This is a genomic window from Dyella sp. (genome assembly GCF_035503745.1).
In the GTDB taxonomy this organism is placed as follows: Bacteria; Pseudomonadota; Gammaproteobacteria; order Xanthomonadales; family Rhodanobacteraceae; genus Dyella_B.
Genome location: NZ_DATJTC010000042.1, coordinates 49,296 through 63,117 on the forward strand (window position 1 = coordinate 49,296; position 13,822 = coordinate 63,117).

Sequence of the window (13,822 nt, forward strand, 5' to 3'; positions counted from 1 at the left end):
ACTCCAACAGGTTTCCACGCAATGCCCCTGAATCGATGCGCTCTCTTCGCCGCCGCCGCACTGGCCCTGACGGTTGCCGGCAGCAGTTCCGCCCAGAACTTCGTTGACATCAAGCCTTCCCCGCAGCAGGTGCATTGGCAGGATCTGGAATTTGGCGTGATCGTGCACTTTGGCACCAACACGTTCCTGGATCGCGAGTGGGGAGACGGCACAGCCGACCCGAAGGTGTTTGATCCGGACCATGTCGATCCTGACCAATGGGCGCGTGCGGCCAAGTCCGCCGGGGCGAACTACGTCGTGCTGGTCGCCAAACATCACGATGGCTTCGCGCTTTGGCCGACCGAGCAGAGCGATTACTCGGTAAAAGCCAGTCCCTGGATGCACGGCAAGGGCAACCTGGTGCAGATGACCGAACAAGCCGTGCGCAAGGAAGGCATGGAATTTGGCATCTATCTCTCGCCGTGGGATCGCCACGAGCCGCGCTACAAGGATCCCGCCGCGTACGACAAGTATTACCTCGCGCAGATGGACGAACTGGTGCAGTCCTACGGCCCGTTGGTCGAATGGTGGCTCGACGGCGCGGGTAGCGCCGGCCACGTCTACGATTTCAAGAAGTACATGGAAGAACTGCGCACCTACCAGCCCAACACGATGGTGTTCGCCGACGTGGGGCTGTTCGGCTATGGCGACATCCGCTGGGTCGGACAGGAAGACGGCCATATCCGCGGCGAAAACTGGAACGTGATCGACCGCCACGGCGAGCTGCGCTGGCGCCCCGTGGAAGTGGATACGCCGCTGCACACGTTGCAGTGGTTCTGGCATCCCAATAGCGACCAGACGCTCAAAAGCGTCGAGGAGCTGATGGATATCTGGGAAAACAGCGTCGGTCGCGGCGGCCAGCTGATGCTAGGCATCGCGCCCAATCGCCACGGCTTGCTGCCCGACGCCGACGTCGCCCGCCTCAAGGCGTTCGGCGATGCTTTGCGCGCGCGCTACGGCGTGGATAAGGACCTGGCCCGCAACCACCTTGCCACCGATGCCAACACCGCGGCCGCGCTGGATGGCGATCGCGATACGTTCTGGTCCGCACCGGACGATTCGCATCATGCCGTGCTGGAAGTGGATTTCGCCAAGCCCATGACCTTCGACCACACGCTGACGATGGAGTGGTTGAACGAAGGCCAATGCGTGCAGAAGTACGCCGTCCAGGCATGGATCCACGGCACGTGGACGACCCTGGCGAAGGCCGAGGCGATCGGCCATATGAAGATCGACCGCTTCGCCCCCGCCACGGCCAGCAAGGTACGGCTGGACATTCAGTCCACGACCTGCCCTGCGCGCATCCGCGAATTCCAGTTATTCAACGTCGGCGATCACGTCACCACCAACTCGTAAGGACGATAGCGCGGCTCCCACGCAATGGCTTGGATGCGCTTGTCCAGCGTTGCTTCATCGCAGGCTTCCGCCACGCCGTCGGCCTGTGCCTGGACGGCTACGGCGCGGGCCACCGCTACCGAGACGGCCCGCAATTGATCCACGGGCGGCAGCAGCCGCCCGCGCGGATCGTTGACGGTCGGCGACATGTCGGCGACGACTTTGCCGGCCGCGACGAACATCGCATCGGTCACCCGCGTGGCGCCTGCCGCCAGCACGCCCAGGCCGACGCCTGGGAAGATGTAGGAGTTGTTGGTCTGGTCGATGTCGATGCGCTTGTCCTGCCATTGCACGGGAGCAAAGGGGCTGCCGGTGCCGATCAAGGCGCGCCCTTGCGTCCATTCGACCAACTGCTGCGGTGTCGCCTCGCTGCGCGAGGTGGGATTGGACAAGGGGAAAATCACCGGACGCTTGACGTTTTCCGCCATCGCGCGCACTACCGGTTCGGTGAATGCGCCGGTCTGGCCGGAAACGCCGATCAGCACGGTCGGCTTGGCGTTGCGCACGACGTCGAACAAGCCGATCTGCTCGGGTTTGCTCAACGCCCAGTCTTTGACGACCTCGCGCTGCTGCACGAAAGGCATCTGCGCCTGTGTGATGCCCTCCATGCCCTCAAGCAGCAAACCGTTGCGATCGACCAGGAAGAAGGCCTTGCGCGCCTGCTCTTCGCTCAAGCCGGCATCGACCATGATCCGCAGCAGCAAGGAGGAAATACCGCATCCGGCCGAACCGGCGCCAAGCACGGCGATGCGCTGCTGGGTCAGCGCGATGCCGGTTACGTTGATCGCCGCCAGGAGCGTGCCCGCCGCTATCGCGGCGGTGCCCTGGATATCGTCGTTGAAGGTACACAGCCGGTCGCGATACTTGTGCAGCAAGCGGCTGGCATTGGAACCGGCGAAGTCTTCCCATTGCAGCAATACGTTCGGCCAGCGTTCGACGACCGCGCTGACGAATTCTTCCACGAAAGCATCGTATTCTTCGCCCACGATACGTTCGTGGCGCCAGCCGATGTAGAGCGGATTGGTGAGGCGCTCGTGATTGTTGGTGCCCACGTCCAGCAGGATCGGCAGAGTGAGGTCTGGATGGATGCCTGCGCAACCGGTGTACAGCGACAGCTTGCCGATCGGTATGCCCATGCCGCCCGCGCCTTGGTCGCCCAGTCCCAGGATGCGTTCGCCGTCGCTCACCACGATCACGCGCACATGATCGAAGCGCGCATCGGAAAGGATCTCGCGGATGCGGTGCCGGTTGGGATAACTCAGAAACAAGCCGCGCGGCTTGCGCCAGATCTCGCTGAAATGCTGGCAGCCCTCGCCCACCGTAGGCGTGTAGACCAGCGGCAGGAGTTCATCGAAATGCCGCACCAGCACGGCATAGAACAACGTTTCGTTGGTATCCTGCAGATCGCGCAGGAAGGCGTAGCGCTCAAAGTCGGTGTTGAAGGCACGCATCACGCGCAGGCGGCGCTCGATCTGTTCGTCGAGCGTACCCACGTGCGGAGGCAGCAGGCCGTGCAAGCGAAACACGTCACGCTCGCGCTCGCTGAACGCCATACCCTTGTTCAACATCGGCTTGGTGACCAGGTCGTAGCCGGTCAGGTGGGTCCGGACGGGCGTATCCGCACCGAAAGCGGGGAGTTCATACATGGCACGCTGTCTCCTCAGGCGATGCCCGTTACTTAAGCACAATCGCGATTACAGATCGCGCACCAGCCAGCCAAGCCGGCCGCTACATATCCCTAACAGTCCCGGGTGTTGAATGCCCACACCCTGGGAAGGAAGGAGCGTTTATGAACACGACTGGCGGCAAGTGTCTGGCGATCGGATTGATCCTGGCCTGCGGCGCGGCCCACGCGCAAAGTCTTGGCGGCCTGGGTAGCAAGCTTGGCGGCATGATGCCCGGCGGAGGCTCGATGACCTCCGGCAGCATGGGCAACGTGGCCGGCCTGATGGGATATTGCATCAAGAACAACTACCTTAGCGGCAGTTCCGGCGCATCGGGCATCCAGAACCAGTTGCTGGGCAAGATGGGCGGCCATGCCAGCAGCGATCCGGCTTACCTGAGCGGGTCCAAGGGTGTCTTGCAAAGTAGCGACGGCAAGAACATGGACCTCAACAGCGTCGGCGGTGGTTCGAGCGACATGAAATCGAAGATCACCGGCAAGGTCTGCGACACCGTGCTAAAGCAGGGCAAGTCGTTCCTGGCCCATTGAGTGCGTGGCCCATTGAGTGCATGGGCCATCCGCACCGGCGTCGCGTGCGCCGCTACCGATGGCCTGCTATCGAATGACACGTCTCAGTCGCGCAGCGCCGCGGCGTGATGGGCGATGTGCTCGCCGATGAAACTGGCGATGAAGTAGTAACTGTGATCGTAGCCGGGCTGCATGCGCAGCGTGAGCGGATAGCCGGCGGCATCGGCGGCCGTCTTCAGCAGCTCGGGGCGAAGCTGGGCATGCAAAAACTCATCCGCATCGCCCTGGTCGATCAGGAGCGGCAGGCGCTCGTGCGCGCGTACGATCAGTTCGGTGGCATCCCAGGCTTTCCATGCCTCGCGGTCATCGCCCAGATAAGCGCTGAACGCCTTTTCTCCCCACGGCACGCGTGCCGGCGCCACGATTGGCGAAAACGCCGAGACGCTGCGATAGCGGCCAGGATTGCGCAACGCCACGGTCAGTGCACCATGGCCGCCCATCGAATGACCGCTGATCGCGCGTGCGCCGGTCACCGGCAAATGCGCTTGGGTCAAAGCCGGCAACTCGTAGGCAACGTAGTCGTGCATGCGGTAGTGCCGCGACCACGGTTCGCGCGTGGCATTGACATAAAACCCGGCACCCAGGCCGATGTCATAGCCTTCCGCATCGGCCACGCCCTCGCCGCGTGGGCTGGTATCGGGCGCCACCAGCGCCACGCCGTGCTCGGCCGCGTAACGCTGCGCGCCGGCCTTGGTGATGAAGTTCTGCTCGGTGCAGGTAAGGCCGGACAACCAATACAGCACCGGCACCGGCTTGTCGGCCGCCTGCGGCGGAAGATAGACCGCCAAATGCATGGCGCAGCCGAGCACGTCCGAATGATGGCGATAGACATCCTGCCAGCCGCCGGCGCACGCGCGATGTTCGATGCGTTCCATCGGCATTGCGTTCAGAAATGAATCACGGTGCGAATCGACTTGCCCTCGTGCATGAGTTCGAATGCTTCGTTGATCCGCTCCAAGGGCAGCGTATGCGTGATGAACGGATCGAGCCGGATCTCCCCGCGCATCGCCTGCTGCACCATGCCGGGCAGCTGCGTGCGTCCTTTCACGCCGCCGAAGGCGCTGCCGCGCCACACGCGCCCCGTCACCAGTTGGAACGGCCGGGTACTGATCTCCTTGCCCGCGCCGGCCACGCCGATGATGATGCTTTCGCCCCACCCCTTGTGGCAGCACTCCAACGCCGCGCGCATCACCTCGACGTTGCCGATGCACTCAAAGCTGTAGTCGACGCCGCCGTCGGTCAGCTCGACGATCACCTGCTGGATCGGCCTGTCGTGGTCTTTCGGGTTGATGACATCAGTCGCCCCCATCTCGCGTGCCAGTTTGAACTTCGCCGGATTGGTGTCGATTGCCAGGATGCGCGCCGCCTTCGCCTGCACCGCGCCCTGGATCACCGCCAGGCCGATACCGCCCAGGCCAAACACCGCCACCGTCGCGCCTGCCTCGACCTTGGCTGTGTTATGCACCGCGCCGATGCCGGTGGTAACGCCGCAACCGAGCAGGCAGACTTTTTCCAGCGGTGCCTGCGGATCGATCTTGGCCAGCGAAATCTCCGCCACCACGGTGTATTGGCTGAACGTACTCGTGCCCATGTAGTGATAAATGGGCTGGCCCTGATAGGAAAACCGCGAGCTGCCGTCAGGCATCAGCCCCTTGCCCTGCGTGGCGCGCACCGCCTGGCACAGGTTGGTTTTGCCGGACAGGCAGAATTTGCACTTGCCGCACTCGGCCGTGTAAAGCGGAATGACGTGGTCGCCGGGCTTGAGCGTCGTGACGCCCTCGCCCACCTCGACCACCACGCCGCCGCCTTCATGCCCGAGCACTGCCGGAAATACACCTTCGGGGTCATCGCCCGACAGGGTGAAAGCATCGGTATGGCATACGCCCGTGTGGGTGATTTTCACCAGCACCTCGCCCGCGCGCGGCGGCGCGACGTCGATCTCGACGATTTCCAGGGGCTTGCCGGGGGCGAATGCGACGGCGGCGCGAGACTTCATGGCGGTACTCCCAACGATCCAACAGAAGATGTGAAGAGTAGCAACGACGAGGCGGCGATCAAAATGGCTATCTCGCCGTGCGAAAAAGTGGTCATTGGGTGCGCTCCCAGCCAGGGGTAACGTAAATCCAGGCTTGCAGCGGAGAGACGACCATGACGTGGGGAAAGGCAGTACTGCCATGCATGGCGTGCATCGGCGTGTCGATGCTGTGCGCGCAACCGGTCCATGGCCACGCCAATGCCACATCCACCGAATCGGCATACCGCGATGGCAGGCACGATTTCGACTTTGAAATCGGCACCTGGAAAACGCACCTGACGCGCCTGCTTCACCCTTTGAGCGGCTCGCATGCCTGGGCGACATACGAGGGCACCAGTGTCGTGCGCAAGATCTGGGATGGCCGGGCCAACCTGGTGGAGCTGGAAGCCGATGGGCCTTCCGGCCATCTGGAGCTGCTATCGCTGCGCCTTTACAACCCCGACGCGCACCAATGGCGCATCAACGTCGCCAGCAGCCGCGGTGGCAACCTCGGCGTGCCGGCCGTCGGCGCGTTCAAGGATGGCCGCGGCGAATTCATCGACCAGGAAATTTTCGACGGCCGCGCCATTCTGGTGCGGTTGGTGATCTCCGACATCAAACCCGACTCATACCGCGTTGAACAAGCTTTTTCCGACGATGACGGCAGGACCTGGGAGGTTAACTGGATTGCCACCGACGTTCGCGTTAAAACAGGTTAAAAGCTGCCGTCCGCCGGGAGAGCCGATGTCCGCCCGCAAGCTGGCCGTGCTCGGGTGCACGCTGTGGATGGCCTCCACGGCGACACCGGCGCATGCGCAATCGGCCAGCGAATGGATGGCCGAACAGGCGAAGGCGGCGCAGAAATCCGACCAGATCATGGCGCAGGCCAGTGCACATAAAGGATTGCTTGCGCAATACCTGGTTCTGCGCAAGGCATACGCCAGCGACAATTCACGCGCGTTCCACATGATCTTCAGCCAATACCTGAGCTGGTACCAAAGTTATCTCGGTGCCTACCCGCTGGCCGCGCAAACCTTTTCCATCGCCTGCCCCTCGCAACCCGATGACCGTCCATCGCCCCTGGCCGGCGGCCACTACACCGCACGGCCCGCCGTGGAGGCGATTGCCGAGCTTGCGCAGCATTACAACATCGTGCTTTTCAACGAGGCGCACCACATAGCACTCACGCGCAGCCTCACCGTGCAGCTGCTGAGCCGGCTGCGCGCGGAAGGCTTCGATTATTTCGCGGCCGAAACGCTGGCGCCAAGCGACACCGCGCTGGCAACACGCGGCTATCCCAACCACGACAGCGGTTTCTATACCGAGGAACCGGTGTATGCGGAAATGGTGCGCACGGCGTTGAAACTGGGCTTCAAGGTGATCGCTTACGAAGCGACGTCAGGCGCAGCGAGCGGCGATGCGCGCGAGGCCGAGCAGGCACAAAACCTCTATCGGCAAGTGTTCGCCCACGATCCCAAAGCGCGTTTGATCGTCAATGCCGGCTACGAGCATATCGTGAAGTCCGGGCTCTACCTTGGCGGCAGGTCGATGGCCGAGCATTTATTCGCGCTCACCGGCCAGCCGATGCTTTCGGTGGAACAGACCATGCTGTACCCGCGACCATCCAGCAGTGGCGATCATCCGTACTACACCGAGGTGATGGGCAAGCTTCATCCGGACCAGCCCATCGTCTTTGTCGACGACAAGGGAAAACCGTGGTCGTTGCGACCGGGCTATGACGTAAGCGTGTTCTTTCCGCCGGTCATCCTGCGGCATGGACGTCCCACCTGGCTGGATTTGGGCCGATTGCGCCGGCCTTATCCGGTCAGTGCCGACGATTGCCGGCACCACTATCCCTGTCTGGTCCAAGCGCGCTACGACAACGAAGGCCCCGACGCCATTCCCGCCGACCGCCTGCTACTCGACCAAGCGCCGCTGGGCATCGCCGATGCGTCGCAGGTCGCCGTTTACAGCAGTACGCAGGAGGTGCCATCGGGCGATCTCTATCTGCGCCCGGGCAAATACGAGCTCAGTTTCATCGTCGACAACGACCGCGTGATCCACCGGGAACAGATCCTCGTCCCCGACGCACCGCGCTGACCCGCACCGCTCCCGTTTCCGGCACCGCATGGATTGAGTGCGGCAAGCGAAAAATGCGAAGCTGCCCGCTTTGGCGCGCTGTGCGCATCGACCCGGGAAACGCCATGCGGAAAATCGTGATCCTCGCCTCCTTGTTCGCCGCGCTGCTGGCTGGATCGGCCCCCTCGCTTGCCCACGCGCCCGACGATGGAGGCGCCGCCACGCAGGGCCCCATCGTCGTACTGATCACCATCGACGGCTTTCCCGCACGCGCGCTGCGCGATCAGAAACTGCCGATGCCGACCTTGCGCGCGCTGATCGCCCACGGCGCGCACGCCGACGCGATGCTGCCCATCAACCCGGCCATCACCTGGCCCAATCACACGGCGCTGATCACAGGTGTCGATGCCAGCGAGCACCACGTGCTGTTCAACGGCCTGCTGTCCTTTCCCGCCGACGGCAGCGCGGTGCAGGTGAAACCGTGGGTACCCAAGGACGAATTGGTGCATGCGCGTACCCTTTACGACGCGCTGGCGGAAAAAGGCATGAGCACCGGCCAGGTGGATTGGGTGGCGATCTACGGCGCCAGGAACGTACGCTGGTCATTTGCCGAAGTGCCCGCCGCGGACAGCCCGATCACCCAGGACCTGATCGCCCAGGGGCTGGTCACGCCGCACGATATTGCGACGTTCGATGACAGCAGCCCGGCCTGGCGCGACCAGCTCTGGACCGACGCCGCGATCGACATCCTGACCCGCCACACGCCGAACCTGCTGCTGTTCCATCTGTTGCAGACCGACACGCTGCAGCACCAGTACGGGGCGCTCTCGCCCGCCGCGTACGCGGCGTACGCCTACGCCGACAGCTGCCTCGCGCGCCTGATCGAGGCGGCGCGCGAGGCGGGGCTGCTGGACCGCATCACCTTCATCGTCGCCTCCGACCATGGCTTCACCGACTACACGCACATCATCCATGCCAATGCCGCGCTGGTGCAGCAAGGCCTGTTGCGCATGCACGATGGACGCTACGAAGGCAACGTATGGATCCAGCCGGAAGGTGGCGAGGCTTCGCTGTACGTACACGCTGCCGCGCAGCGCGCAACGCTGGTGCCCAAGCTCAAGGCGTATTTCGAACAACAGCCCGGCGTGGCGGCGGTCTATACCAACGAAGAGGCGCGCAAGTTCGGCATCCCCTCGACCGCCTCGACCGACCAGGCACCCGATCTTTACCTGGTGGCCAAGCCCGGCTACGCCTTCATGGATGGCACCGATCAGCCGGTGGTCGAAAAGGTGAACCCGGCGCGCGGCGCGCACGGCTACCTCAACAGCGATCCGGACATGCAGGCGCTTTTCGTCGCTTCCGGAGCGCACGTGCGCGCGGGCGTGGACCTGGGCACCATCAGCAATTTGCGCGTAGCCCCGACTATCGCGCGGATTCTTGGCGTCTCGCTGCCGGCCGCCAAACAGCCGGCGCTGACCGACATGCTGCAATAGTGCGGCCTGTGTTACAGATTTTTTGCCCGAAGTCGATAGCCTTGCATATTCCTTTTCACATTCGATTTCCAGTTAAACCGGCAGGTCTTGGTGTCGATTGCCCTCCAGGGTGTTAGTGCTCATGCAGAAGAAAACGCAGTTCTCCAACGTCCTGGCCCTGGCAGGACGCCGTCTCGCAAAAATCGTCGTGTGGGGTATCGGCATCGCGGCGATCGGCCTGGGCGGCCATGTTTCGCCCGCCCATGCCGACCAGATCCCCGCGCCCGCGGGCTGGACGCTGCAGTGGAGCGACAATTTCGACGGTCCCGCCGGCTCCCTGCCCTCCAGCAAGCGGTGGCGCTTCGACACCGGCCATTCGTACCCCAATGGTGCGCCCAACTGGGGCACTTCCGAGACCCAGTCGTATACCGACGACCCGCACAACATCCATCTGGATGGCCAGGGGCATCTGCTGATCATTCCCCAGCGCAACGCCGAGGGCCAGTGGACTTCCGCGCGCATCGAGAGCGTGCAGGACGACTTCAGCGCCCCCGACGGCGGCATGCTGCGCATCGAGGCACGCATCCAGATGCCCAACGTGGCAGGCGACCAGGCACTGGGCTACTGGCCTGCGTTCTGGGCGCTGGGCAGCAGCTTCCGCAACACCATGGCGTGGCCGCAAGCCGGCGAATTCGACATCATGGAGAGCGTCAACGGCCTGGACAGCGTGTGGGGCATCCTGCATTGCGGTGTCAATCCGGGCGGCCCCTGCGCGGAGCCCCAGGGCATCGGCAGCCGTCTGCCCTGCCCGCACATCTCCTGCACCGGCGCATTCCACACCTACACGTTCGAATGGAATCGCGGTGTCATACCCGAGCGCATGCGCTGGTTCGTCGACGGCGTGCAGATCAACCAGGTTACCGAGAACCAGCTTTCGCCCAGCGTCTGGCACAACCTGACCACCCAGCACGGCTATTTCGTGTTGCTTGATGTGGCCATGGGCGGCGGATTTTCGTTCGTGATGGCCGGCTGGCACCCCACGCCCACGGTGACCACCGAACCCGGACACGCGATGACGGTGGGCTACGTCGCGGTATGGACGCGCCCCGGCAACGGCAAGAAAGTGCCCGCCGCGCCGGAAATGACCGCCGGCAACGCCGAAACCGGCCCGACCAAGGCCACGCGAGCCACCGCGCCGCGTTGATGCTGCAGCGCGGTTCGATGAATACTCCGACGTCGCCACCGCCACGCACGGCCATGACCGAGTTACTTTCACCCGACGCACTCGCCCCGCAGCAACTCGACCGCGCACTGGCGCTGTCCGCCCGGTTCTATACCGATGCGCGCATGCCTTCGCTCGACGCCAGCGCCATCTTCACGCGCAGCTGGCAGCTGGTATGCCATCAGTCGCAGCTGGCCGGCGTCGGCGACCATGTGGTGACGGAGATCGCCGGCCTGCCGTTGCTGGTCGTGCGCAGCGATGCCTCCAGCATCCGCGCCTTCCACAACGTATGCCGGCACCGCGCAGGCCCCATCGCGACCTGCGACGGGCACGGCGCGCAGAGCCTGCGCTGCCGCTATCACGGCTGGACCTACGGGCTGGATGGCGTGCTGCGCGGCGCGCCGGAAATGGGCCGTACGCCCGATTTCAATCCTGCCGATATACGCCTGCCGCAGGTGCGCGTGCACGTATGGCAAGGGCTGGTGTTCGTCGCCATCGGCGATGCGCCGCCGTTCGAGGCGTTCGTGGCAGGGATCGATGCGCGCCTGGGACCGGGCCGTTCGCTGCATGACTACCAATGGCATCATCGCGTCAGCTACGACGTGGCGTGCAACTGGAAGGTCTACGTGGATAACTACCTGGAGGGTTACCACGTGCCGCACATCCATCCGGGCCTGAACGCCCTGCTTGATTACCGCAGCTACATCACCGAAACCGCCGAGTGGTATTCGTTTCAATTCAGCCCGCTGGAAAGCGGCGACGATCTCTACGGCAGCGGCGAAGCGCTGTATTACTTCCTGTATCCGAACGCGATGCTCAACATTCTGCCCGGCCGGCTGCAGACCAATCGCGTGCTGCCGCAAGGCGTGGATCGCTGCCGGGTCGAATTCGATTTTTATTACGCGCCCGACGAGAGCGCCCAGGCCCAGGCACGGCGCGCGAAAGACATCCAGTTCAGCGATGAAGTGCAGGACGAGGACGTCGCCATCTGCGAAGACGTGCAGCGCGGCCTGGCATCCGGTTCTTACGAAGCCGGCCGGCTGAATCCACTGCGCGAAAATGCCGTGCACCACTTCCATGAAATGGTGCGGCGGGCTTATCGCGACTTGCCGAGTCGTTCCTGACCGCAGCCGCATTGCATCGGGCCGCCATCGCGCGCCCGGATGCCGCTACCAGATTTTCACCCGCTGATCGGGCGACAAATAAAGCTTCTCGCCCGGCTCGACGTGGAAAGGCGCATACCAGCCGTCGATATTGCGTACGGCCTGGGCACGGATGTTGTCGGGCGCATGCACATCCGTCGCCAGCCGCTGGCGCAATTCCTCATCGCGAATTTTCACGCGCCAGCTTTGCGCATAGGCGAGAAAGAAGCGCTGGTCGCCCGTAAGGCCATCGATCACCGGCGCCGGCTTGCCGTTGAGCGAACGATGATAGGCGGCATACGCCACTGCGAGGCCGGCCACGTCGGCGATGTTTTCGCCCAGCGTCTGCTGGCCGTTCACGTACAGGCCGGGCAGCACCTCGTAATGGTTGTACTGATCGACCAGTTTCTGCGTGGTCGCCTTGAAATGCGCGGCATCCTGCGGCGTCCACCAGTTTTCCAGCTTGCCCTGCGCATTGAATTGAGCGCCGAGATTGTCGAACGAGTGGCTGATTTCGTGACCGATGGTCGCGCCCGTGGCACCATAGTTCACCGCGGCGTCGCCATTGGGAAAAAAGAACGGCGGCTGCAGCACGGCGGCAGGAAAATTCAGCGCGTTTTGCACCGGCAGGTTCACCGCATCCACCGTCTGCGGTGTCATCCACCACTCGTCGCGGTCGACCGGCCGGCCCAGTTTGGCCAGCTGATAGCGGTAGCGATAGGCCATGGCGCGCTCGTGATTGCCCCATGCATCGTCCGGCCTGATTGCCAGCGTGCTGTAGTCGCGCCACCGATCGGGATAACCCACACCCACGCGTAACGAAGCGAGTTTTTCCTTGGCCTTCGCGCGCGTGGCAGGCGCCATCCAGGCGAGCGTATCGAGCCGTTCGTCGAAGGTGGCGATAAGGTTTTTCACCATCGCCTGCACTTGCGCCTTGGCCTCTGGCGGAAAGTACTTTTTCACGTAGACCTGTCCCACCGCGTAGTCCAGATCGTCGCTGGTAGCATCGACCGCGCGCTTCCAGCGTTGCGGTTGCGCGGGCACGCCTTGCAACGTACCGGAATAGAAACCGAAACTGAGATCGGCGAATGCCTTGGGCAACAGCGGTGCCGCCGCGTCGATGGCGTGATAGCGCAGCAGTTGTTTCCACGCCTGGATCGGCTCGCTGCCCACCAGTTTGGCGATCGCCGTGGTCGCGACCGGTTGCCACGGACCGATCGCCTTCTGTCCGCCAAGCCCGGCCGCTTTGAAATACACCGGCCAGTTCATGCCCGGCGCCTTCGCCGCGAAATCGCGCATGCTCCACACTTGATTGGCCTTGTGGATGTCCTCGCTATCGACCAGGCTTTCCTGCGCCTGCGCGATCTTGGTTTCCAGCGCCACGATCGTGCGGGCCTGCGCATCGGCATCGGGCGTGCCGGCCAATTTCAGCAAGGCACTTACGTAGGCCAGGTATTTGATGCGAAACGCGGCCATCTGCGGATCTTGCGAGAGGTAATAGTCGCGGCTGGGCATCCCCAGGCCGCCCTGCAGGATGTACGCCATGTTGTGCGAGGGATCTTCCAGCGCCTGCGCCACGAACAGGCCAAACAGGTTTTCGGTCTGGAAGTTGGTGGCGTTGATCGGATCGACATCCGCACGCTGTTCGCTGCCAAGCACGCGCGCCAGATCGTCGCGCGTCTTGATCGCATCGATACGTGCAAGTTCGGGTTTAAGCGGATCGAGGCCGCGTTTTTCGGTACGTGCCTCGTCCATATAGGCAGCGTAGTAGTCAGCGATTTTGCGCTCATTGCTGCCCAAGGCAGGATGCGTCTTGGCCATGTTCTGGATCAGGTCCGCCGTGCGCCGGGCGGTGAGGTCTTCCAGCTCCTGCGTGGGGCCGGTACTGGAGCGATCGGCGGGAATCTGCGCCGTTTTCACCCACGCGCCATTGGCATAGCTGAAAAAGTCGTCGCCCGGCTTCACCGTATGGTCGATATAGGACAGATCGATGCCCACGTTCGCATCGCCGGCCGGCGCCGATGGGCCTGCGCCCCACGCCGCCGGGGTCGCGGCCAGGACCATGCCGGCACCGAGCATGGCCAAGCTAAGCGAATATCGCATGGTGGGCATGGGGCATCCTTGGGGTGAAGTGACCGAAGAAAGATAATCCGCCATGGCCTAGCTGCGCGCGTGGCTTTCGGGCTAGCGCGGCGCGGCATCCGCGTT

General features: G+C 63.5%; 11 protein-coding genes. 7 read left to right on the forward strand and 4 right to left on the reverse strand.

Features of this window, described 5'->3' with window-relative positions; all coding sequences use genetic code 11:
- The first annotated feature begins 21 nt into the window (after positions 1-21).
- Positions 22-1,395, forward strand: a complete 1,374-nt coding sequence (locus VME63_RS15925; RefSeq protein ID WP_325434339.1) for an alpha-L-fucosidase — start codon at positions 22-24, stop codon at positions 1,393-1,395.
- Here VME63_RS15925 and VME63_RS15930 read toward each other — a convergent pair.
- On the reverse strand, positions 1,374-3,080 hold the full coding sequence (locus tag VME63_RS15930) for an NAD-dependent malic enzyme (protein ID WP_325434340.1): 1,707 nt from the start codon (positions 3,078-3,080) through the stop codon (positions 1,374-1,376). The two genes, VME63_RS15925 and VME63_RS15930, sit on opposite strands and share 22 nt — an antisense overlap.
- A gap of 143 nt (positions 3,081-3,223) precedes the next feature.
- On the opposite strand from VME63_RS15930, the gene VME63_RS15935 reads away from it, so the two are divergent.
- On the forward strand, positions 3,224-3,646 hold the full coding sequence (locus VME63_RS15935; RefSeq protein WP_325434341.1) for a DUF2501 domain-containing protein: 423 nt from the start codon (positions 3,224-3,226) through the stop codon (positions 3,644-3,646).
- An 83-nt stretch (positions 3,647-3,729) separates the two neighbouring features.
- Here VME63_RS15935 and fghA read toward each other — a convergent pair whose 3' ends face one another.
- Both fghA and VME63_RS15945 read right to left on the reverse strand, forming a co-directional pair.
- A complete protein-coding gene (fghA, locus tag VME63_RS15940; protein WP_325434342.1) occupies positions 3,730-4,560 on the reverse strand; it encodes an S-formylglutathione hydrolase in 831 nt (276 codons plus the stop codon).
- 11 nt (positions 4,561-4,571) lie between these two features.
- On the reverse strand, positions 4,572-5,681 hold the full coding sequence (locus tag VME63_RS15945) for an S-(hydroxymethyl)glutathione dehydrogenase/class III alcohol dehydrogenase (RefSeq protein WP_325434343.1): 1,110 nt from the start codon (positions 5,679-5,681) through the stop codon (positions 4,572-4,574).
- A gap of 152 nt (positions 5,682-5,833) precedes the next feature.
- Between VME63_RS15945 and VME63_RS15950 the strand changes: the two genes are divergently transcribed.
- From VME63_RS15950 to VME63_RS15970, 5 genes are all read left to right on the forward strand, one after another.
- Positions 5,834-6,418: a hypothetical protein gene (locus VME63_RS15950; protein WP_325434344.1), complete on the forward strand. Its 585-nt coding sequence runs from the start codon at positions 5,834-5,836 to the stop codon at positions 6,416-6,418.
- A gap of 25 nt (positions 6,419-6,443) precedes the next feature.
- Positions 6,444-7,799, forward strand: a complete 1,356-nt coding sequence (locus VME63_RS15955; RefSeq protein WP_325434345.1) for a hypothetical protein — start codon at positions 6,444-6,446, stop codon at positions 7,797-7,799.
- Positions 7,800-7,903: 104 nt separating this feature from the next.
- The gene (locus tag VME63_RS15960; RefSeq protein WP_325434346.1) at positions 7,904-9,271 is read left to right on the forward strand and encodes an ectonucleotide pyrophosphatase/phosphodiesterase; all 1,368 of its coding nucleotides are present in this window, start codon (positions 7,904-7,906) and stop codon (positions 9,269-9,271) included.
- A gap of 121 nt (positions 9,272-9,392) precedes the next feature.
- Positions 9,393-10,454 (forward strand): glycoside hydrolase family 16 protein, encoded by a 1,062-nt coding sequence (locus VME63_RS15965; protein ID WP_325434347.1) that lies wholly within the window; start codon positions 9,393-9,395, stop codon positions 10,452-10,454.
- Positions 10,455-10,507: 53 nt separating this feature from the next.
- Positions 10,508-11,596 (forward strand): aromatic ring-hydroxylating oxygenase subunit alpha, encoded by a 1,089-nt coding sequence (locus VME63_RS15970; protein WP_325434348.1) that lies wholly within the window; start codon positions 10,508-10,510, stop codon positions 11,594-11,596.
- A gap of 45 nt (positions 11,597-11,641) precedes the next feature.
- Here the strand turns inward: VME63_RS15970 and VME63_RS15975 are convergent, their stop codons facing one another.
- Positions 11,642-13,726 carry a M13 family metallopeptidase gene (locus VME63_RS15975; protein WP_325434349.1) on the reverse strand — a complete coding sequence of 695 codons (2,085 nt, stop codon included), beginning with the start codon at positions 13,724-13,726 and terminating at the stop codon, positions 11,642-11,644.
- Positions 13,727-13,822 lie beyond the last annotated feature (96 nt).

What these genes read in the sequence shown, in the direction of transcription:
- VME63_RS15925 (WP_325434339.1), top strand. Translation starts at nt 22, where the DNA reads ATGCCCCTGAATCGATGCGCTCTCTTCGCCGCCGCCGCACTGGCCCTG.
- VME63_RS15930 (WP_325434340.1), bottom strand. Translation starts at nt 3,080, where the DNA reads ATGTATGAACTCCCCGCTTTCGGTGCGGATACGCCCGTCCGGACCCAC.
- VME63_RS15935 (WP_325434341.1), top strand. Translation starts at nt 3,224, where the DNA reads ATGAACACGACTGGCGGCAAGTGTCTGGCGATCGGATTGATCCTGGCC.
- fghA (WP_325434342.1), bottom strand. Translation starts at nt 4,560, where the DNA reads ATGGAACGCATCGAACATCGCGCGTGCGCCGGCGGCTGGCAGGATGTC.
- VME63_RS15945 (WP_325434343.1), bottom strand. Translation starts at nt 5,681, where the DNA reads ATGAAGTCTCGCGCCGCCGTCGCATTCGCCCCCGGCAAGCCCCTGGAA.
- VME63_RS15950 (WP_325434344.1), top strand. Translation starts at nt 5,834, where the DNA reads ATGACGTGGGGAAAGGCAGTACTGCCATGCATGGCGTGCATCGGCGTG.
- VME63_RS15955 (WP_325434345.1), top strand. Translation starts at nt 6,444, where the DNA reads ATGTCCGCCCGCAAGCTGGCCGTGCTCGGGTGCACGCTGTGGATGGCC.
- VME63_RS15960 (WP_325434346.1), top strand. Translation starts at nt 7,904, where the DNA reads ATGCGGAAAATCGTGATCCTCGCCTCCTTGTTCGCCGCGCTGCTGGCT.
- VME63_RS15965 (WP_325434347.1), top strand. Translation starts at nt 9,393, where the DNA reads ATGCAGAAGAAAACGCAGTTCTCCAACGTCCTGGCCCTGGCAGGACGC.
- VME63_RS15970 (WP_325434348.1), top strand. Translation starts at nt 10,508, where the DNA reads ATGACCGAGTTACTTTCACCCGACGCACTCGCCCCGCAGCAACTCGAC.
- VME63_RS15975 (WP_325434349.1), bottom strand. Translation starts at nt 13,726, where the DNA reads ATGCCCACCATGCGATATTCGCTTAGCTTGGCCATGCTCGGTGCCGGC.